15 protein-coding genes are annotated in these 21100 nt (G+C 60.0%); 9 read left to right on the top strand and 6 right to left on the bottom strand.

Annotation, left to right across the window (positions count from 1 at the left end):
• Positions 1-2 precede the first annotated feature (2 nt).
• The 8 genes from NTD85_RS06860 (at position 3) to NTD85_RS06825 (ending at position 11518) form a co-directional block, all read left to right on the top strand.
• Positions 3-350 (top strand): hypothetical protein, encoded by a 348-nt coding sequence (locus NTD85_RS06860; RefSeq protein WP_003225099.1) that lies wholly within the window; start codon positions 3-5, stop codon positions 348-350.
• Between the two features lie 15 nt (positions 351-365).
• On the top strand, positions 366-818 hold the full coding sequence (locus NTD85_RS06855) for a DUF805 domain-containing protein (protein WP_103483515.1): 453 nt from the start codon (positions 366-368) through the stop codon (positions 816-818).
• A gap of 273 nt (positions 819-1091) precedes the next feature.
• Positions 1092-2345 carry a multidrug efflux RND transporter periplasmic adaptor subunit MexE gene (mexE, locus tag NTD85_RS06850; RefSeq protein ID WP_262141774.1) on the top strand — a complete coding sequence of 418 codons (1254 nt, stop codon included), beginning with the start codon at positions 1092-1094 and terminating at the stop codon, positions 2343-2345.
• Positions 2346-2360: 15 nt separating this feature from the next.
• Positions 2361-5549, top strand: a complete 3189-nt coding sequence (locus NTD85_RS06845) for an efflux RND transporter permease subunit (protein WP_003225105.1) — start codon at positions 2361-2363, stop codon at positions 5547-5549.
• Positions 5549-6970 carry an efflux transporter outer membrane subunit gene (locus NTD85_RS06840; RefSeq protein WP_003225107.1) on the top strand — a complete coding sequence of 474 codons (1422 nt, stop codon included), beginning with the start codon at positions 5549-5551 and terminating at the stop codon, positions 6968-6970. The genes NTD85_RS06845 and NTD85_RS06840 overlap by 1 nt, the downstream gene beginning before the upstream one ends.
• A gap of 182 nt (positions 6971-7152) precedes the next feature.
• Positions 7153-8208 (top strand): tetratricopeptide repeat protein, encoded by a 1056-nt coding sequence (locus tag NTD85_RS06835; RefSeq protein ID WP_003225109.1) that lies wholly within the window; start codon positions 7153-7155, stop codon positions 8206-8208.
• A 140-nt stretch (positions 8209-8348) separates the two neighbouring features.
• Positions 8349-9851 carry an ATPase domain-containing protein gene (locus NTD85_RS06830; protein WP_262141773.1) on the top strand — a complete coding sequence of 501 codons (1503 nt, stop codon included), beginning with the start codon at positions 8349-8351 and terminating at the stop codon, positions 9849-9851.
• A complete protein-coding gene (locus NTD85_RS06825) occupies positions 9848-11518 on the top strand; it encodes an ATP-binding protein (protein ID WP_262141772.1) in 1671 nt (556 codons plus the stop codon). The genes NTD85_RS06830 and NTD85_RS06825 overlap by 4 nt, the downstream gene beginning before the upstream one ends.
• A 116-nt stretch (positions 11519-11634) precedes the next feature.
• Here the strand turns inward: NTD85_RS06825 and NTD85_RS06820 are convergent, their stop codons facing one another.
• From NTD85_RS06820 to NTD85_RS06800, 5 genes are read right to left on the bottom strand one after another with little or no spacing between them, the layout of a single operon-like run.
• Positions 11635-12012 (bottom strand): response regulator, encoded by a 378-nt coding sequence (locus NTD85_RS06820; RefSeq protein WP_003225116.1) that lies wholly within the window; start codon positions 12010-12012, stop codon positions 11635-11637.
• Positions 12013-12056: 44 nt separating this feature from the next.
• Positions 12057-13271 carry a hybrid sensor histidine kinase/response regulator gene (locus tag NTD85_RS06815; protein WP_262141771.1) on the bottom strand — a complete coding sequence of 405 codons (1215 nt, stop codon included), beginning with the start codon at positions 13269-13271 and terminating at the stop codon, positions 12057-12059.
• Positions 13265-13858 (bottom strand): chemotaxis protein CheB, encoded by a 594-nt coding sequence (locus tag NTD85_RS06810; RefSeq protein ID WP_262141770.1) that lies wholly within the window; start codon positions 13856-13858, stop codon positions 13265-13267. Before NTD85_RS06810 ends, NTD85_RS06815 begins: the two co-directional genes overlap by 7 nt.
• A complete protein-coding gene (locus NTD85_RS06805; RefSeq protein WP_103521378.1) occupies positions 13855-14688 on the bottom strand; it encodes a CheR family methyltransferase in 834 nt (277 codons plus the stop codon). The genes NTD85_RS06810 and NTD85_RS06805 overlap by 4 nt, the downstream gene beginning before the upstream one ends.
• Positions 14688-18185, bottom strand: a complete 3498-nt coding sequence (locus tag NTD85_RS06800; protein WP_262141769.1) for a response regulator — start codon at positions 18183-18185, stop codon at positions 14688-14690. The genes NTD85_RS06805 and NTD85_RS06800 overlap by 1 nt, the downstream gene beginning before the upstream one ends.
• Before the next feature lie 261 nt (positions 18186-18446).
• Between NTD85_RS06800 and NTD85_RS06795 the strand changes: the two genes are divergently transcribed.
• Positions 18447-18812, top strand: a complete 366-nt coding sequence (locus NTD85_RS06795) for a response regulator (protein ID WP_262141768.1) — start codon at positions 18447-18449, stop codon at positions 18810-18812.
• Positions 18813-18830: 18 nt separating this feature from the next.
• Here the strand turns inward: NTD85_RS06795 and NTD85_RS06790 are convergent, their stop codons facing one another.
• Positions 18831-21086: a hypothetical protein gene (locus NTD85_RS06790; RefSeq protein ID WP_262141767.1), complete on the bottom strand. Its 2256-nt coding sequence runs from the start codon at positions 21084-21086 to the stop codon at positions 18831-18833.
• Positions 21087-21100: the final 14 nt, after the last annotated feature.

Here is a 21100-nt window from a genome sequence, read left to right as displayed (position 1 = left end):
CGATGGCAATGGTCTATTGTCGTGCTTGCGCCAAGGAGCTACACGAAACGGCGCTCACCTGCCCCCAATGCGGGGCTGCCCAACAGGCCTGCGTGCCGCAAACGCAAGCTGCAATACCCTGGCTGGCCATCGTTTCGTTGATCCTCGGAATTATCAGCGCACTTACCCTGTTTGATGATTCCGAATGGGACAGGGATGCGATTGTCGGTGTGGGCATTCTCAGCCTTGCGGGCCTCACTTGCGGCATTGTCTGTATCAACCAAAAACACCCAGGAAGAAACCTCGCGATTGCCGGCATTGTTTTGTCAGGCCTTGCCGCGTTCGTTTTGTCCTGTCTATCGATTGAATAATTTTAGGGAAAAAATATGAGCTTGGTTTTCTGCCGTGGTTGCGCCAAGGAGATTAGTAGTCTGGCTGTGGCCTGCCCACAGTGCGGTGCACCTCAGGCAACTCAACAGTCCTATGCAAGTGGCCCCGCGATCACCACGGGCAACCCTTACGTGGAAGCGCTGAAGAATTACGCCGAATTCAAAGGCCGCGCCACTCGCCGCGAATACTGGATGTTCGTGCTGATCAACCTGGGTATCTGCATTGTCATGGGCGTTCTCGATGCAATGCTCAACACCAAGGGCGTGCTCTACAACCTGTACAGCCTGGCGATGTTCCTGCCGAGCATTGCCGCCGGTGCGCGCCGCATGCACGACACCGACCGTAGCGGCTGGTGGTTGCTGCTGCCGATCGTCAACCTGGTGTTCCTGGTGCAAGACAGCCAGCCGGGGCCAAACCGTTTCGGGCCGAACCGCAAAGGCAACAACTGAGTCACCCCGCAGCACGTTGAACGAGACGGCCTTCATGGCCGTCTTTTTGTTTGTACGACATGAATCTGAAACGCCGCCAGATTTTTACTCGCGGCGCAACATAGATTTGTCATCAAACAGATTGATAGCCCCCTAACGAAAGGTGCATGCTAGAGGGCTCGAATCGGTCTTATATCATTCCGAATGATAGTTACCTTTGCTTCATTCGATTCGTGCCATCACACCCCCGCCGAGCATCATCCGCCCATCTTCAATACATTGGCGGATGATTCCATGGAACAGTCACTCAAACATTTGCGCTTCCCCTTGGCCCTGTTGGCCGTGCTGGTGATGAGCGCTTGCGGCAAGACTCCGGAGACTGCCGCCACCCTGCCCGCTGCCAAAGTCAGCGTGGCGAAGGTGCTGGAACAACCAGTCAACGAGTGGGACGAATTCACCGGGCGCCTCGAAGCGCCGGAAACCGTTGAAATCCGTCCCCGGGTCTCTGGCCAGATCGACGAGGTCGCCTTCACCGAAGGCGCGCTGGTCAAGAAAGGCGACCTGCTGTTCCAGATCGACCCGCGTCCTTTCCAGGCTGAGGTGCGCCGCCTCGAAGCTCTGGTTGCCCAATCCCGCGCCAACGCCACCCGCAGTGAAAACGAAGCCGGTCGTGGCGAACGTCTGCGTGCCAGCAACGCGATCTCCGCTGAACTGGCCGACTCGCGCACCAGTGCGGCACAGGAAGCCCGCGCCGCCGTTGGCGCCCTGCAAGCGCAGCTGGATCTGGCCAAGCTGAACCTGAGCTTCACCCGCGTTACCGCGCCAATCAGCGGTCGCGTCAGCCGTGCCGAAATCACTGCGGGCAACCTGGTGACCGCCGACACCACCCCGCTGACCAGCGTGGTCTCCACCGACAAGGTCTACGCCTACTTCGATGCCGACGAGCGTGTGTTCCTCAAATACACCCAACTCGCCCGTAACGGTCAGCGCGGCGCGACCACTCCGGTGTACATGGGCCTGTCCAACGAAGACGGCAACCCGCACCTCGGTCAAATGAACTTCGTCGACAACCAGGTCAACCCGAAAACCGGCACGATCCGTGGTCGCGCGGTGTTCGACAACAGCGACGGCACCTACACCCCAGGCCTGTACGCACGGCTGAAACTGGTCGGCAGCGGCACCTACAACGCCATGCTGATCAACGACGAAGCGGTCGGCACCGATCTGGGCAAGAAGTTCGTGCTGGTGATGGATGCGGACAACAAGACCGCCTACCGTCCCGTCGAACTCGGGCCGAAGATCGAAGGCCTGCGCATCGTGCGCAGCGGCCTGAACAAGGACGACACGATCATCGTCAAGGGCTTGCAGCGGGTACGTCCGGGTTCGCCGGTTACCCCTGAAGTGATCCCGATGGCCAGCGAGCAGACCATTGCCGCTCTGGCTCAACAACGACAAGCGCTGGAAGCCAGCAACCTGCCCAAAGTCGCACCCGCCAAAGGTGCACAGGGTACGGCTGTGAAGCTCGCCGCTGCGACCCCACGCGGTTAAGGGACGACAACTCCGATGAATTTTTCCCAATTCTTCATTTCACGGCCGATCTTCGCAGCGGTGCTCTCGCTGTTGATCCTGATCGCCGGTGCGATCTCGCTGTTCCAGCTACCGATCAGCGAATACCCGGAAGTCGTGCCGCCCACCGTGGTGGTGCGTGCCAACTTCCCGGGCGCCAACCCCAAAGTCATCGGTGAAACCGTGGCCGCTCCGCTGGAGCAAGCCATCACCGGTGTCGAGAACATGCTGTACATGTCCTCGCAGTCCACCGCTGACGGCAAGATCACCCTGACCATCACCTTCGCCCTGGGCACTGACCTGGACAACGCGCAGGTGCAGGTGCAAAACCGGGTGACCCGTACCGAACCGAAACTTCCCGAGGAAGTGACGCGCATCGGTATCACCGTCGACAAGGCCTCGCCCGACCTGACCATGGTTGTGCACTTGACCTCGCCGGACAAACGCTACGACATGCTCTACCTGTCCAACTACGCGATCCTCAACATCAAGGATGAGCTGGCTCGCCTGGGCGGTGTCGGTGACGTGCAACTGTTCGGCATGGGCGACTACTCGCTGCGGGTCTGGCTGGATCCGAACAAGACCGCTTCGCGCAATCTGACCGCCACCGATGTGGTGACGGCGATTCGTGAGCAGAACCGTCAAGTGGCTGCCGGTCAGCTCGGCGCGCCCCCTGCCCCGAATGCCCAAAGCTTCCAGCTGTCGGTCAACACGCAGGGCCGTCTGGTCTCCGAAGAAGAGTTCGAGAACATCATCATTCGCGCAGGCGACAACGGTGAAATCACTCGTCTCAAGGACATCGCTCGCGTCGAGCTGGGTTCCAGCCAGTACGCCCTGCGTTCGTTGCTGAACAACCAGCCTGCTGTAGCGATCCCGATCTTCCAGCGTCCAGGCTCAAACGCCATCGAGATCTCGAACGAAGTTCGCGGCAAGATGGAAGAACTGAAGAAAAGCTTCCCGCAAGGCATGGACTACAGCATCGTCTATGACCCGACGATCTTCGTGCGCGGCTCGATCGAAGCAGTGGTTCACACCCTCTTCGAAGCACTGATCCTTGTGGTGCTGGTGGTGATCCTGTTCCTGCAGACCTGGCGCGCCTCGATCATTCCGTTGGTGGCAGTGCCGGTATCGTTGATCGGTACGTTTGCAGTGATGCACCTGTTCGGTTTCTCGCTCAACGCACTGTCGCTGTTCGGTCTGGTATTGGCGATCGGGATCGTGGTGGACGACGCCATCGTGGTGGTGGAGAACGTCGAACGCAACATCGAGCTCGGACTGACCCCGGTCGAAGCGACCAAGCGGGCGATGCGTGAAGTGACCGGCCCGATCATCGCCACGGCGCTGGTGTTGTGTGCGGTGTTCGTACCGGCCGCGTTCATCTCCGGCCTCACCGGGCAGTTCTACAAGCAGTTTGCGTTGACCATTGCGATCTCGACCGTGATCTCCGCGTTCAACTCGCTGACCCTGTCGCCGGCACTGGCTGCGGTGTTGCTCAAAGGGCATGACGCGCCGAAAGACCGCTTCTCCAAAGTGCTGGACAAGATCTTCGGTGGCTGGCTGTTCCGTCCGTTCAACCGCTTCTTCGACCGCGCCAGCCATGGTTATGTCGGCACCGTGCGCCGTGTGATCCGCAGCAGCGGGATCGCCCTGCTGCTGTACGCAGGCCTGATGGTGCTGACGTTCTTCGGTTTTGCCAACACCCCGACCGGTTTCGTCCCCGGCCAGGACAAGCAATACCTGGTGGCCTTCGCGCAACTGCCGGACGCCGCGAGCCTGGATCGCACCGAAGACGTGATCAAACGCATGTCAGACCTGGCACTGAAGCAACCGGGCGTGGAAAGCGCCGTAGCGTTCCCGGGCCTGTCGATCAACGGCTTCACCAACAGCCCGAACGCCGGCATCGTGTTCGTGACCCTGAAACCGTTCGACGAACGTAAAGACCCAAGCATGTCCGCCGGAGCAATCGCCGGAGCCTTGAACGGTCAGTACGCGAACATTCAGGAAGCGTACATGGCGATCTTCCCGCCACCGCCGGTACAAGGCCTGGGCACCATTGGTGGTTTCCGCCTGCAAATCGAAGACCGGGGCAACCTGGGCTACGACGAGCTGTACAAGGAAACCATGAACATCATCGCCAAGAGCCACAACGTGCCTGAACTGGCCGGGCTGTTCACCAGCTACACGGTGAACGTGCCGCAGGTCGACGCTGCCATCGACCGCGAAAAAGCCAAGACCCACGGCGTGGCCGTCAGCGACATCTTCGATACCCTGCAGATCTACCTGGGTTCGCTGTATGCCAACGACTTCAACCGCTTCGGGCGCACCTATCAGGTCAACGTTCAGGCTGAACAGCAGTTCCGCCTCGAATCCGACCAGATCGGTCAGCTGAAAGTGCGCAACAACAAAGGCGAAATGATCCCGCTGGCGACCTTCATCAAGGTCAGCGACACCTCGGGCCCGGATCGCGTGATGCACTACAACGGCTTCATCACCGCGGAAATCAACGGTGCGGCAGCCCCCGGCTACAGCTCCGGTCAAGCGGAAAAAGCCATCGAGAAACTGCTCAAGGATGAACTGCCGAACGGCATGACCTACGAGTGGACCGACCTGACCTACCAGCAGATTCTGTCCGGCAACACCGCGCTGTTCGTGTTCCCGCTCTGCGTCCTGCTGGCGTTCCTGGTACTCGCCGCTCAGTACGAAAGCTGGAGCCTGCCACTGGCGGTGATCCTGATCGTACCGATGACCCTGCTGTCGGCCATTACCGGTGTGATCATCTCTGGCAGCGACAACAACATCTTCACCCAGATCGGTTTGATCGTACTGGTGGGGCTTGCGTGCAAGAACGCGATTCTGATCGTCGAGTTCGCCAAGGACAAACAGCTGGAAGGTCTCGATCCGCTGGCGGCGGTTCTGGAAGCCTGCCGCCTGCGTCTGCGGCCGATCCTGATGACCTCCTTCGCGTTCATCATGGGTGTGGTGCCTCTGGTGTTCTCCAGCGGTGCCGGTGCCGAGATGCGTCATGCCATGGGTGTGGCGGTGTTCTCCGGGATGCTCGGGGTGACCTTCTTCGGTCTGTTGCTGACGCCAGTGTTCTACGTATTGATCCGTAATTTCGTCGAGCGTGGCGAAGCCCGCAAAGCGGCCAAGGCACACGCTCTGCAAAAGCCACTGGAGGCGCAATAATGAGTCTGAAAGTCTTCCTGCCGAGTCTGCTGGTGCTGGCGTTGAGCGCCTGCGCCGTCGGCCCTGACTACAAGACCCCGGCGACGGAGGCGGCCAACATCACCACCGCCACCGACGGCGCTGCCGGTCAGAAGAACTTTGACCGTTCGAAATTCGAAGGCATCTGGTGGCAGCAATTCGACGATCCGACCCTCAACCAGTTGGTGACTCAATCGCTGCAAGGCAACCGTCAACTGCGCGTGGCGTTCGCCCGCTGGAAAGCCGCCCGGGCGATCCGCGACGACGTCAGCAACGATGCGATGCCGACCATCACCAGCCGCGCGAGCAGCGATCTGGCCAAGGGACAAATCCCCGGCCAGACCACCAAACGGGTCAACAGCGAACGCTACGACCTGGGGCTGGATATGGCCTGGGAAATCGACCTGTTCGGGCGTATCCAGCGCAATCTGGAAGCCAGCGACGCCGACCAGCAGGCAGCGGAAGCCGATCTGTACCAACTGCAAGTCACCATGATTGCCGAACTGGTGGATGCCTACGGTCAGCTGCGCGGTGCGCAACTGCGCGAGAAAATCGCCGTGGCCAACCTGGAAAACCAGCAGGAGTCACGCAAGATCACCATCAGCCTGCGTGACGCCGGCGTTGGCGATCAGCTCGACGTCGAACGTGCCGATGCGCGTCTGGCCTCGGTCGAAGCCAGCGTGCCGCAACTGCAGGCGGAACAGGTTCGGCAGAAAAACCGTATCGCTACCCTCTTGGGTGAGCGTCCGGACAAACTGACCGTGGATCTGAGCCCGAAAGAATTGCCGGCGATTGCCAAGGCCTTGCCGATCGGCGATCCGGGTGAGCTGCTGCAACGCCGTCCGGACATCCTCAGCGCCGAACGCAAACTGGCCTCGGCCACCGCGCGAATCGGCGTGGCGAAAGCTGATCTGTTCCCACGGGTCAGCCTCAGCGGGTTCCTTGGCTGGACGGCCGGGCGTGGTTCGCAGATCGGTTCCTCCGCGGCCAACGCCTGGGCACTCGGCCCAAGCATCACCTGGGCAGCGTTTGATCTGGGCAGCGTGCGTGCCCGTCTGCGCGGCGCCGATGCCGATGCCGAAGGCGCGCTCGCGACCTACGAGCAACAAGTGCTGCTGGCGCTGGAAGAATCGGAAAACGCCTTCAGCGATTACGGCAAGCGTCAGCAACGGCTGATCTCGCTGATCCGCCAGAGTGAATCGAGCCGCAAGGCAGCCGATCTGGCGGAGATCCGCTACCGCGAAGGCACTACCGACTTCCTCGTGCTGCTCGACGCTCAGCGGGAACGTCTGAATGCCGAAGACAGCCAGGCCCAGGCTGAAGTCGATCTGTATCGCGGCATCGTCGCGATCTACAAGGCCCTGGGTGGTGGCTGGCAGCCGGAAACCGTCGCCAGCAAGTAAGCATTTCTACAGAGCTCCTTTGGTTGGCCGCAACCAACCAATTTTTTGCCCCGCGTATCATTCGGTCGCGGGGCTTTTTTGTGCCTGTTCTCACAATTGATCGACGTGGGAATTTGACTCAACGGCCATGCTGACCGAAGCTTGCCCCCTCTGCCAAAGAACGCCCGTTCACGGAATCCTGCATGCCTCAGTCCCGCCGCTACCTGTTCATCAGCCTTGGCCTTGTGCTGGTTATCGTCATCGCCTGGTTATCGCTGCGCAGCACCACGCCGGTGGTGCCAGAAGCGATCAAGCGCGGCTATAGCGAAGCCCTCACGGCGGCCCGTTCGGGGCAGCCGGGAGCAGCGCGGCAGTTGTATCAACAGTTGGGGCGCCCGGATCTGTCGCCCAAACGCAGTGCCTGGCTGCTGGCGGAGCTGCCCAACTATCCAAGCCCGCAAGCGCTGAAACTGGCCGACGCCCATCTGCAAAACGAAGCGCCCGAAGTGCGACTGGCGGCGATTCAAAGTGTGGTGGGACTGGTGCCCGGCGGGCAGCGCAGTCTGTTGCTCGGGCCAATGCTCGACGATGAAGACCAAAGTGTGCGGTTCGCTGCGATCAACGCCTTGCTGGGCCTGACGCCGGATGAACTGGGTCTGTATTTCGCGCCGCTGCAGCAAGCGATCGATGGCTGGGAGCAAGTGCTCAAGGAGCAACCGGAAAACGCCGCCACCTATGCGCAACTGGCGCGCCTGTATCTGCACAACGCCGAACTCAAACAAGCCCAGCAAGCGCTCGACAATACCCTGCGCCTAGAACCAAACAACCTGCCGGCGCTGGTCATGCAAATCGATGTTCTCGACCGTCAGGGCCAAAGCGACGCCGCCCGACAGTTGCTGGCCAGACAGCTGCAGGCCCAACCGGATTCCGCCTACCTGCAACACGCGTTGGGGCTGTGGCTGCTGCACCACGACCAGCGTGAGTTCGCCCTGCTCGGTTTGTCCAAAGCGGTGGAACTCGAGCCCGACAACAAGGATTACCGCTACGACCTCGCCACCACCCTGCACGCCGCCGAAGAGCTGGAAGCGGCGCAAAAACAGTTGCAGGAAGTGGTGCAGCGCCACCCCGCCGACCGCAAGGCGCGGGTGTTGCTGATCAACTACTGGAAGGAAAGCGGCCAACTGCAGAACGTGCAGATCCTGCTGGCACAACTGGAACAGATGAACCCCGACGACCCGGCCTTGCAGCAAGGACTTTGAGCCTTTACTCGTTAATTCAATGACATTTTGATATCGAAACCTCGGAACCGTCATGACTGGCAGCGGTCAAGTAATCAGGTAGTGCACAACGGCTGATACAGCCTGCTGCCTCGATTCCCCTAGTCATGAGAGGGCATTCTTTGTCTACGTCCAACGAGTTGATCAGTGCAAAAGCCGCCACCGGCATCGTCGGCCTGGATGACATCCTGGCCGGCGGTTTGTCCCGAGGGCATGTGTTTTTGCTCGAAGGTGAACCCGGTACAGGCAAAACCACCGTCGCGTTGCATTTCCTGATGGCGGGCGCCCGTGCCGGCGAACGTTGTCTGTACATCACGCTGTCGGAAACCGAACGTGAACTGCGCCAGGGCGCGCTGTCTCACGGTTGGGAGCTCAACGAGAACATCGAGATCTTCGAGCTGACGCCACCCGAAAGCCTGCTCAATGCCGAGCATCAGCAAAGCCTGCTGTACTCCTCCGACCTGGAACTGGGCGAAGCCACCAAGCAGATTTTCGAAGTGGTCGAGCGTTTCAAGCCGACTCGCGTGGTACTCGACAGCCTCTCCGAAATCCGCCTGCTGGCGCAGAGTTCGCTGCGTTACCGCCGACAAATTCTGGCGATCAAGCACTACTTTGTGCGCTACGACGCCACTGTCCTGCTGCTTGACGACCTGACCACCGAATCCCTCGACAAGACCGTGCACAGCGTCGCCCACGGGGTGATCCGCCTCGAAGAACTGACCCCCAATTACGGCGCCGAGCGCCGACGCGTGCGCATCGTCAAGTATCGCGGCCAGAAGTACCGTGGCGGTTACCACGACTTCACCATCATGGGCGACGGCGTGCATGTGTTCCCACGCCTGGTCGCCGCCGAACACCGCAGCGACTACCCACGCCTGCAACTGAGCAGCGGCATCCAGGAAATGGACGCCTTGCTCGGCGGCGGGGTCGAAACCGGCTCCAGTACGCTGATCCTTGGCCCGGCCGGTACCGGCAAATCGCTGATCTCGATGATCTTCGCCGCCACCGCCGTGTCTCGCGGCGAGAAAGCCGCCCTGTTCATCTTCGATGAAGAACTGGGTCTGCTGTTTGAGCGTATGAACAACATCGGCATCGACCTCAAGGCGCTGCAAGCCACCGGCAACCTGCTGATCGAACAAGTGGATGCTGCCGAACTGTCCCCCGGCGAGTTCTCCCACCGGGTACGTCGCTGCGTTGACGAAGGCAACATCAAGACCGTGGTGATCGACAGCATCAACGGTTACCAAGCGGCGATGCCGGAAGAGAACGCACTGGTGCTGCACATGCACGAGCTGCTGCTGTACCTCAACCGCAAAGGCGCGGCGACCTTCATGACCGTGGCCCAGCACGGTCTGGTCGGCGACATGCAGGCGCCAGTGGACATCACTTACCTGGCCGACACGGTGATCCTGCTCCGCTACTTCGAAGCCATCGGCAAGGTCCGCCGGGCGATTTCGATCATCAAGAAACGTACCGGCAGCCACGAATCGACGATCCGTGAATATCGTATTTCCACGCACGGCATGACCATCGGTGAACCGCTGGAGGCCTTCCAGGGTGTGTTGCGCGGCGTGCCGACTTACCTCGGCGCGAGCAATCCGCTGTTGCGGGAAGAAACCTTGTGACGGTTACCGTAACGCTGGCGGAACGGGCGCTGATTCTGGCGCCCATGGGTCGTGACAGCCAGGTGGCGCTGATGATCCTCAATGAGGCAGGGTTTGGTGGGGTCATCACGCCAGATCTGGGTGCACTGTGTGCGCAACTGGAACCCGGCGCCGGACTGCTGCTGATTGCCACCGAAGCCCTGCGCGGCCCCGAACTGGAAACGCTGCTGAATTTTCTCGAACAGCAACCGGCCTGGTCGGATCTGCCGATCGTCTTGCTGACCCACCACGGAGGCCCGGAACCGGGCCCCTCCTCACGCCTGAGCAAACTGCTGGGCAACGTCACGTTCCTGGAGCGCCCGTTCCATCCGGCGACCCTGGTCAGCCTGGTCTCCACCGCCCTGCGCGGACGACGACGACAGTACGACGCCCGCGATCGCCTGATCGATTTGAGTGAAAGCGAACGGCGCCTGCAATCGACCCTGGAAACCCTTGAGCAACAGGTCGAGGAGCGCACCGCGCAACTTCGCCACAACGAGGAAGCCTTGCGCCAGTCGCAGAAAATGGAAGCGGTCGGCCAGCTCACAGGCGGCATCGCCCACGACTTCAACAACATGCTCACCGGGATCATTGGCAGTCTCGAGCTGCTGCGTCGACGGCTGGCTCGCGGGCGCACCGAAGACCTCGACAGCCTGATCGATCTTGGCGTGACTTCAGCCAACCGCGCTGCCGGACTGACTCACCGCTTGCTGGCCTTCTCACGCCGGCAATCGCTGGACTCCAAAGCCGTACAGATGAACACACTGGTGCTGTCGATGGGCGAGCTGCTGCAACGCAGCCTCAACGAAAGCATTCAGTTGGACATGCGCCTCAACGACCAGCTGTGGATCGCCGAAGCCGACCCCAATCAACTGGAAAGCGCCCTGCTCAATCTGGTGCTCAACGCCCGCGACGCGATGCCCGAAGGCGGCAAACTGGTGGTCGAGACCAGCAACCAGGTGCTTGAACGGGAATTCACCGAGGCCTACCCGAATCTCGAGCCTGGCGATTACGTGATGCTCAGCGTCACCGACAATGGCAGCGGCATGCCGCAGAGCGTGATCAACCGCGCGTTCGATCCGTTTTTCACCACCAAGCCCATCGGTCAGGGTACGGGGTTGGGTCTGTCGATGATTTACGGCTTCAGCAAACAGTCCCGTGGTCACGTCACGATTGAAAGCGAAATCGATCAGGGCACCACGGTCAAACTGTACCTGCCACGCTTTCGCGGCGAAGAGGTGGAGCATCCGGTGTCCGCTGTTCAGCAGGCCCCGGAGGCGCTGGATGGCGAAACCGTGTTGATCGTCGAAGACGACCCTGCCGTGCGCGTGCTGGTCAGCGCGGTGCTCAGTGAATTGGGTTATGCGTTTGTCGAAGCCGGCGATGCCGACGGCGCCGTGCCGATCCTCAACTCGACGCAGCGCATCGATCTGCTGATCAGTGACGTCGGCCTGCCGGGCATGAATGGTCGGCAACTGGCGGAAATCGGCCGGCAGTACCGGCCCGGGTTGAAGGTGTTGTTCATCACCGGTTATGCCGAGCACGCTGCCGTGCGCGGTGGCTTCCTCGACTCGGGGATGCAGATGATCACCAAACCGTTCACCTTCGATCTGCTGACCGCCAAGGTTCGCGAGATGATCAAGAACTGACCCCCCAAAACAACTGTAGGAGCTGCCGCAGGCTGCGATCTTTTGATTTTGTTTTTTAAGATCAAAAGATCGCAGCCTTCGGCAGCTCCTACATGGGGAATATCAGCCGCTATGGATCAGGCCAGCAGTTCCTGAATTTTTTCCTGCAGCACATCCAGATCGAACGGTTTTTCCAGGATCGGCGCCTTGCGCGTGATCGGGCTGCCGGTCTCACGGATTTCCTGCGGGTAGCCGCTGATGAAGATCACTTTCAGATCCGGGCGCAGTTTTACCGCCGGCTCGGCGATCTGCACGCCGGAAATACCGCCCGGCAGGCGGAAGTCGGTGATCAACATGTCCAGATGCGGCTTGCTCGCGAGAATCTCGAACGCCTGCTCGCCGTTTTCGGCCTGCAACACACGATACCCCTGCCCCGACAGATAATCTGTCAGCACCATCAAGATAACCGGTTCGTCCTCGACGACGAGTACTACATCTTGTGCATCTACGCTCATGGGAAGCCTTTGTTCGGTCAATAGCTGCTGATACGACCGTGCGGTCACTCAGAGGTTGCGTCGGATGTGCCGTTTTCCTGGATTGGCAGACAAACGCGAAACAGGGCGCCTTCGTTGATTTGACTCTCGACGGCGATGGAGCCGCCATGGGCGGCGACGATCTGCTCGGAAATGAACAGACCCAGCCCGAGACCAGCCACTACCGTCTTGGCGGAAACCCGTTCGAACTGTTGGAAAATACGCTTCTGGTTCTCTTCACTGATACCGATGCCATGGTCCTGAACCTCGACCCGCGCCTCGTCGCCCTCACGGTACACGCGGACTTGAATCGGGCTACGGCCACCGTAGCGCAAGGCGTTGGTCAGCAGGTTGGAAACCACCTGCTCAATGCGGAATTCGTCCCAATGACCTTCCACCGGCTCCGGCGCGGTGAAGCTGACTTCAGTCTCGGCCGCTTCCATCTGCGGCGCGAAGTTCTGCAGCAGGTTGCCCACCAGTTGCGTCAGGTCGAAGCGATTCGGCCGGATCGACAGCTTGCCGGTGCGGATGCGCGAAACGTCGAGCATGTCTTCGATCAGTCGGATCAGGCTTTTTATCTGCCGCTCGTCGCGATCGACCATTGCGTGCATTTTGTCGAGGGTGAACGCAGCGGCGTTGTCCCGCGCCAGATGCATCTTGCGCAATTGGGTCTCGAGTATCAGGCCATTGAGCGGCGTGCGCACTTCGTGGGCGACGATTGACATGAAGTCATCGCGCATCCGCACCGCCTGCTCCAGCTCCAGTTGCGTGCTCTGCAGTTGCTGCAGCAGCGCTTCCTGCTCGCGGCGCGCCTGTTCAAGGGCTTCGACCTGTTGCTTCATGGCCTTGCTCTGGCGGTACAGGTCGACGAATACGTTGACCTTGCTCTTCACCGCGTGGATATCCAGCGGCTTGTGCAGGAAGTCCACCGCCCCGCTCTCGTAGCCCTTGAACGCGTAGTTCAATTCGCGGCCGGCGGCGCTGACGAAAATGATCGGAATGTTCTTGGTTTTCTCGGTGCCGCGCATCAACTCGGCGAGTTCGAAGCCGTTCATGCCCGGCATCTGTACGTCGAGGATGGCCATGGCGAACTCGTGTTGCAGCAGCAGCGAAAGTGCTTCATCCGCCGACAGCGCCTTGTAGACGGTGCGGTCCTCGCGCTTGATCAGCGCTTCGAGGGCCAGCAGGTTTTCCGGCAGATCGTCGACGATCAGCAATTTGGCCTGGATATTACTCAGCATGCGATTCGTTCCAGCTCGACAAGCAGACGGCCGATGCCGTGAATGGGTAGGACATGGTCGGGCTGCTGAAGCTTGAGTGCAGCCTGAGGCATGGTGGCGACCTGTGCATCTTCTGGGTCTTGAACGATGGTCAGTCCGCCGCGCTGCTTGACTTGCGCCAGGCCGCGAGCGCCATCGTGATTGGCGCCGGTCAGCAACACGGCGGCCAGTGTTTCGCCGTAAGCGTCGGCGGCGGATTCGAACAGGTAGTCAATCGACGGTCGGGAATGGTGCACGCGGTCTTCAAGGCTCAGCGACAGACTGCGATCCTGCTCGACCGACAGGTGATAACCGGGTGTAGCGAAGTAAACCGTGCCTGGGACGATATCCTGCTTGTCCGTCGCCTCCTGCACCGGCAGCATCAGCCGCCGCTCAAACACCTCGGCCAACAGGCTGCGGCGCTCTTCCGGCAGATGCAACACGACAATGATCGGCAACACGTAGCCCTTGCGCAGCGGCGCGAGCAGCGTCAGCAGTGCTTCGACACCACCGGCCGAAGCACCGACCACGATGGCTTCGACGCGAGGCAAATCAACGGCATCGTTCATAATTTGCGGTAGATCCGTTCTTGTTTGACCAGCGGTTCGAACTGATTCGAGTAGTTGGAAAAGTCCAGCGTTTCCTTGCTGCCCAACACCAGAAAGCCACGGTGGCACAGCGATTCGTGAAACAGACCGAAGGCACGGTCCTGAAGTTTCTTGTTGAAGTAAATCAGTACGTTGCGGCAGGAAATCAGCTGCGTTTCGGAGAACACGCTATCAGTCGCGAGACTGTGGTCGGCGAAGGTCACGTTCTCGCACAGGCTCTTGTCGAAGATCGCGTAGCCGTAAGCAGCGGTGTAGTAATCGGCAAAGGAGCGCTGGCCGCCGGCCTGCTGGTAATTGGCGGTGTAGGCGCGGACGTTCTCCATGGAGAAAATCCCCTGTTTGGCCTTGTCCAGCGAGCGCGGGTTGATGTCAGTGGCGTAGATGATCGTGCGGTCGAGCAGGCCTTCCTCGCGCAGCAGAATTGCCATCGAATACACCTCCTCACCCGTGCTGCACCCGGCGATCCAGATCTTCAGCGACGGATAGGTGCGCAGCAGCGGCACCACTTCCTTGCGGATCGCCAGAAAGTGCGATGGATCGCGAAACATCTCGCTGACCGGGATCGTCAACAACTGCAGCAACTGCATGAACGCGGTCGGATCGTGCAGCACTTTCTCCTGCAAGGCCGAAATGGTTGCGCATTCGAACTGGTTCAAGGCGTGCTGCACCCGGCGCTTGATCGAAGCGCCGGAGTAATCGCGAAAATCGTAGCTGTATTTGAGGTAGATAGCCTCGATCAACAGGCGTAATTCGATTTCGCTGTTGCGCTCCAAAGAGTGACTGCTTTCCACTAAATGCGTTCCATCTTCGGTAACCACACGCGAATCAACGAGAACAGGCGATCCAGGTCAATGGGCTTGGCCAGGTAATCATTGGCGCCCGCCTGCAGGCAGCGCTCCTGATCGTCCTTCATGGCCTTGGCCGTCACCGCAATGATCGGCAGCTTGCGCCAGCGCGGGTCCTTGCGGATTTCAATGGTGGCTTCAAAACCATCCATTTCCGGCATCATCACGTCCATCAGCACCAGATCAATGTCCTCGACTTCATTCAACTTATCAATCGCCTCACGACCATTCCGGCCGATGACCACGACTGCGCCCTTATGCTCCAGCGCGCTGGTCAGGGCGAAGATGTTGCGCACATCGTCGTCCACCAGCAGCACCTTGCGCCCCTCAAAAACCTTGTCGCGGCTGCGGGCGGTCTTGAGCATCTTCTGCCGCTCATGGGACAACTGCGATTCGACTTTGTGCAGAAAGAGTGTCACTTCATCGAGCAGACGTTCCGGCGAACGTGCGCCCTTGATGATGATCGAGCGCGAATACTTGCGCAGCTCGGCTTCTTCATCGCGGGTCAGGTTGCGTCCGGTGTAGACAATCACTGGCGGGAACGAGCAGATGTCCTCGGTAGACATGCGCTTGAGCAGATCGTTGCCGAGCATGTCCGGCAATTTCAGGTCGATCACCATGCAGTCGTAGATCGTCGTGCGCAGTTTCTCTAGCGCGTCCTGCGCCAGACCGACGGCGGTGATCTCGATGTCATCGTCGCCGATCAGGCGGGCAATGCTTTCGCGCTGCAAATCGTCATCTTCGACCAGCAGCACGCGCTTGACCTTTTGGGTCAGCTTGGCTTCGAGACGGGCGAACACGTCCTTGAGCTCTTCACGGGTGGTCGGCTTGACCGCATAACCGATCGCGCCCATGTGCATCGCGGCCTCAACGCGGTCTTCAACCGAGATCACGTGCACCGGAATGTGGCGGGTTTCGGCGTGTTCTTTCAGACGCTGCAACACGGTCAGCCCGGAGTGGTCCGGCAGGCGCATATCGAGCAGGATCGCATCCGGCACGAACTCGCGGGCCAGGTCATACCCTTCGTCCGCACCGTGGGCCACCAGGCACTGGTAACCCAGTTCGTGGGCGAGGTCGTAGAGGATGTGGGCAAAATTCGGCTCGTCTTCCACCACCAGGATGCAGCGGGTGGCGAACGGTGCCTTGCCACGGTCATCGGCAAAGCGCGGGATATGCACCGGCGCCATGGGCGAAACGCTTGCCGGTGGCAGTGCAACCGGCACCGGAATCGATGCCGGCGCAGTGAAGGTCAACGGGGCCGCGGGGCTGTCACCCGGCTCGCTGTATTGCTGCGGCAACACCAGAGTGAACACACTGCCCTGCCCCGGCGCGCTGCTGACGCTGATCGAACCGCCGAGCAATGCCGCCAGATCCCGCGAGATCGACAGGCCCAGACCGGTGCCGCCGTACTTGCGGTTGGTCGTGCCGTCGGCCTGACGGAATGCTTCGAAGATGCTTTCCTGCTGATCCGCGGCAATACCGATCCCGGAATCGCGCACGATGAATGCAATGCGCTCGTCCGGCTGACTGGCGATGGTCAGGCTGACCGCGCCGTGTTCGGTGAACTTCACGGCATTGGACAGCAGGTTTTTGATCACCTGTTCCAGACGCTGGCGGTCGGTGTACAGCATGATCGGCGCATCCGCCTGCAACTCGACGCTGAAAGACAGTTGCTTCTCCGCTGCCAGCGGTTCGAACACGCTGCGCAGGCCATCGGCCAGACGCGCGACGCTGGTGTTTTCCGGGATCACTTCCAGCTTGCCGGCCTCGACCTTGGAAATGTCGAGAATGTCGTTGATCAGGTTCAGCAGATCGTTGCCCGCCGAATAGATCGACTCAGCGAACTTGACCTGTTCGGCCGTCAGATTGTCCTGCGGGTTCTCCGCCAGCAACTTGGCGAGGATCAGCGAACTGTTCAGCGGCGTGCGCAGTTCGTGGGACATGTTGGCGAGGAATTCGGACTTGTACTTGCTCGAGCGCTGCAGCTCTTCGGCGCGCTCTTCGAGCTGCACCTGGGCATGATTGAGTTCGGTGTTCTTCTGATCCATCGCATCGCGTTGCTCGGCCAGGGTCTTTGCCTGCTCGGCCAATTGCTCGTTGGTCTGCTCCAGCTCGACCTGCTGGGTTTCCAGATGCGCCTGCGACTCCTTGAGAATCCGCGACTGCTCTTCGAGTTCTTCGTTGGCGGTTTTCAGCTCTTCCTGCTGCACCTGCAACTCTTCGTTGAGCTGCTGGGTTTCAGCCAGCACTTCCTGCAGGCGCTGGCGATAACGCGCCGCTTCGATCGAAGTGCCGATGTTGCCGGCAATCAGTTCCAGCAATTCGATATCGCGCTCGGTGAGTGGCCGTAAAAAGCCCAATTCGATCACGCCGTTGACCTGGTCATCATTAGTCGTCGGCACCACCAGCACGCTGCGTGGCAGGCCTTGGCCCAGGCCCGAGCTGACTTTGAAGTAGTCGGCCGGGACCGAGTCCAGACGAATCAGTTGCCCCTGCTGGGCAACCTGACCAACGATGCCTTCGCCGCTATAGATCTGCTGATCCAGTTCTTCCTGCTCGCGGGAGAAGCCGTAGGACGCCACACGCTTGAGGCCGCCGTGTTCTTCGCGCACGTACAACGCCGCCACGGCGGTGCCCAGATATTGCGCGCAGAACTGCAAAATGTTGCGCCCCAGCAGGTTCAGCGTGAGTTGCCCCAGCACCTGCTCTGCCAGTTCGGTCTGGCCGCTGCGCATCCACGCCTGGCGCTCCAGACGCTCGGCGCTGGCCTGTTGCGCGGCGAGGTTGGCGCTGTAGCTGTCAGACAGGCGAATCAGATCGCGGCGACCGACATAGGCCAGCAAGCCGCTGATCCCGGCGATAAACAGCAGGTACAGGGTGATGCTCCAGATCGTGGTGCGGCGCACGTCTTCGTTGCGCGTGGTGCGCAACTGCTGCTCCATATCGATCACATCTTCGAATTGCTTGCGGATCTCGTCGGTCAGGCGCTTGCCACGCCCGGCTTTCACCGCGCCCCGGTAATCACCGCTGGAGCGCTGCAGATCGATCATCGATTGCGCGTAGTTGGCCCACTCGGTCTGCAATGCCTGCAGACGCCGCAGACGATCGGTCTGCACCGGGTTGTCGGCGGTCAGTTCCAGCAGGGTATTGAGCGCGACGTTGATCCGCGGCTTGGCGGTTTCATACGGGTCGAGGAAGTGTTCGTCGCCGCTGAGCAGGAAACCGCGCATGCCGGTTTCCAGATCAACGGTGAGCTTCACCGCTTCGTTGGCGTTATTGATCACCCGGTCGGTGTGTTCCACCCATTGGATCACCGACAGCAGATAAGTAATCAGAGACACAAAGAACACGGCGCTGAGCGCGCCAACGCCCAGCGGCAAGCCGATGTTGCGCGTCAGGAGTTTGCGAAACCGTGTTTCATCAATCGAAGACGGAGTGGACATGGGGCGGCCTTGTCGAACTGTCGAAACCCGGGAGTTTGCCCCAAAACGGCCGCATGGATCCATGTTTCTGACTGCTTTGGCAGCAATTTCCTACATTTTGCTGCGCTTCTCGAGCAACCAACCGTTATCCTTGCGCCGCGGATTGCAGCTAATCTTTTTTCCATCGAATCGGGAACTTGTGGCCATGCGCCACTTACTCATGCAAGAGCCCGGCATTTTCGACCGGTCGCCGTCCTGATTTCCTTTCTTGAGAGCATCAATATGTCCACCCCAGCACCCACCATCCTTGTAGTAGAAGACGACAACATCGTGCGCATGCTCATCGTCGACGTGCTGGAGGAGCTGGCGTTCAATGTGCTGGAGGCGGACGACGGCGAGTCTGCGCTGAAGATTCTCGGGGATCAGAGCAACGATATCGACTTGATGATGACCGACTACGGCCTGCCGGGCATGAAAGGTAGTGAACTGGCCGGCAAAGCCCGTGAACTACGCCCCACCCTGCCCGTGTTGTTCGCCAGCGGTTACGCCGAAAACATCGACGTACCCGCTGACATGCACGTGATCGGCAAACCGTTCTCGATCGATCAGTTGCGTGACAAGGTCAAGGGCATTCTCTCTCAGAAGTAACCGTGAAGCGGGCTAAAGTCACCCTATGCTGAATTTAGCCCCTCCATATTCGGCTTCGAGCCTTGGCTCGTTGCCGTAGGTCTCGCCATCCGTTGGAATCAATGGATCCGCACCGCTACCGGCCTTTTTCGCAACATCCCGGCCGAATCCGTGACCGACGCCGTCCTGACTCGCCTGGATCGCCAGTCGCAGCGCCTGCGGATTGGGGATGAATTTACCCGCACTGTCGTATGCCCCGAGGATCAACCTTGGCGAGATATCGACGGCATAGTTGATTTCCAGCGGAGGCAGCATCTTGAGCCCGGTGTTCGGCCGAAATGCCAGCTCGGTGTTGGCGTACAAATGAAACCCCTCCAGTTGCCGGGCATCGATGAAATACGTGTGGCCGCCCTTGTCGCCGCCGTAGACAAAGGCTCCAGCACCATCCTTCTTGTAAAATGCCGACGTTGAAATGCCTGCCCCGTCCGGTGCCAACGCATCGTGCGCGCCGCCGTAGCCGCCCTTGAAACCGTTGACCTGATTGAGGTCAGTGATGGGCGTGCGCTGGCGGAACCCCTCCTTGAAGACAATCGACGGATCACGGGTGTCGCCGCGAAAGGTGAAGCCTTGATACACAAAGCCCTTCTGCGGCCCGGCGTGGTGCACGAGCTGGGTTTGATCGGCGATCATTTGCGCGACACTCGGCCCGCCCGCCAGCTCTTGCAGTTGACCGGCGACCACCGCGCCTTTGGCCCGATCCGGTATCTCCTTGCCAGTCGTACTCGCCAAATGATGCGACAGACTTGCGCCCGGTCGACGTAACAGTGAGGGTCTGTTCGCTTGGGTCAGGGTATTGAGAATGCGCTGGCTCAAGCGTTTTTTCGCGGCGGCCGACAACGCTTTGCCGATCAGCCGCTCACCGATCGGGCCCGCGAGCTCGGCCAGTACGCCTATCGCGGCAGTGATGCGCAAGCGGTCGGTTTCGGCCGGGTCGTCGGCAATTTCCGCACGGATCAGATCGGTCGCCGCCGCACCGAGGCCCACCAGCATCGATACCAGAACCTTCACCGAGGTCGAGGCCAGCACACCGCTGCCGCCCCAGGGCATCGAAGCCGCCAGCGCCAGACATTGCAGGACATGCCCTGCGGCCTCGAGCGCCAGGTCGGTTATGCGCTCCTCCGAGGTCGACACCAGGGTGTCGATATCCGCCAGTGCGCGCTCGACCTGCAGCTCATACAAGCTGCGCCCGATGTCGTTGCTTGTCCGGAACACCAGCTCCCGATAGTGCGGCCGAGTCGCGAACAGCGGCATTTCCATGCCGCGGTATTTGAAGTCCCTGACATGTGCCTGCTGCTGTGCCCGAAGCGGAACGCGCTTGAGCAACAACGTCTGCAGTTGCGCATTGTTTTCGAGAAACTTCCCGCGCGCGTCATGTCCGGACGGAAAGACAATGGCCTGCCGATCTTCACCCAGAAAGAACAGAATGCCGTTGGACAGGTTGTCGGGACCAATAAACACCGCGTTATCCACTAGCAGGTTCGGGTCACTGTGCAGCAGCAACGTGCGCGCTGGCAGAGTCCCTCTGAGAAACGCGAAAGCGATATGACGGTCGTCGAGCGCGCGCTTCTCGTCCTTGATGAATTCGACCACCAGTTTGATCAGTTCCGTTCTCTTTAAATAGTAGCCAAACACACGGGCGCCGGCGGGCAAGAGATGGTCCTTCACATACTGTTTGAAATCGTCCTGGTAGTTGGCCTCAGAAAAGGCCTCGATCAACGCCTTGGGATAAAACTCAGGCCAGAGGATCTCCTTGTAACCATGTTCCTTTAGCACCACCAAATGATGATCGGTGCAAATCTCGGCCAGGGTGAAGTTTTTCTGGCGCCATTTGGCCGGTGCTTTTTCGGGTTTCAGCGAATCGCTGCGATTGACCGGGTCATGTTCCAGATACTTGACTGCAATCGTCGCGTCATACGTGATCTGTGCCAGTTCCTTGGGTGCAGTGACCCACGCATGCGCCGTGTCTTCGATGCGGGTGCGGATGAAATAAGCCGGGTGAAAACTGGCAGGATCGGTCAGGGCGGCACAATGACTGGCAATCTTGTCGCCGAGTTCCTTGATATTCACCGAATCAATGAAGTCAGCCGGATCTTCTCCGTCAGGTACCTGCGTCAGCGCCTCTACGCGAGGTTCGTTCAAGTTGCTCTGCGTGCCCCAGGGATCGAGCAGCGCCAATAACCCGCAGTTCTCGCTTGCGGCTTGACCAAGATCAAAAACATCTGCATCCATTTTCATCAGTTAACTTTCCG

Source organism: Pseudomonas sp. 13B_3.2_Bac1 (assembly GCF_025466205.1).
Lineage (GTDB): Bacteria > Pseudomonadota > Gammaproteobacteria > Pseudomonadales > Pseudomonadaceae > Aquipseudomonas > Aquipseudomonas fluorescens_H.
Note: the sequence above shows the minus strand (reverse complement) of the source record. Positions and strands in the feature narration are given on the sequence as shown.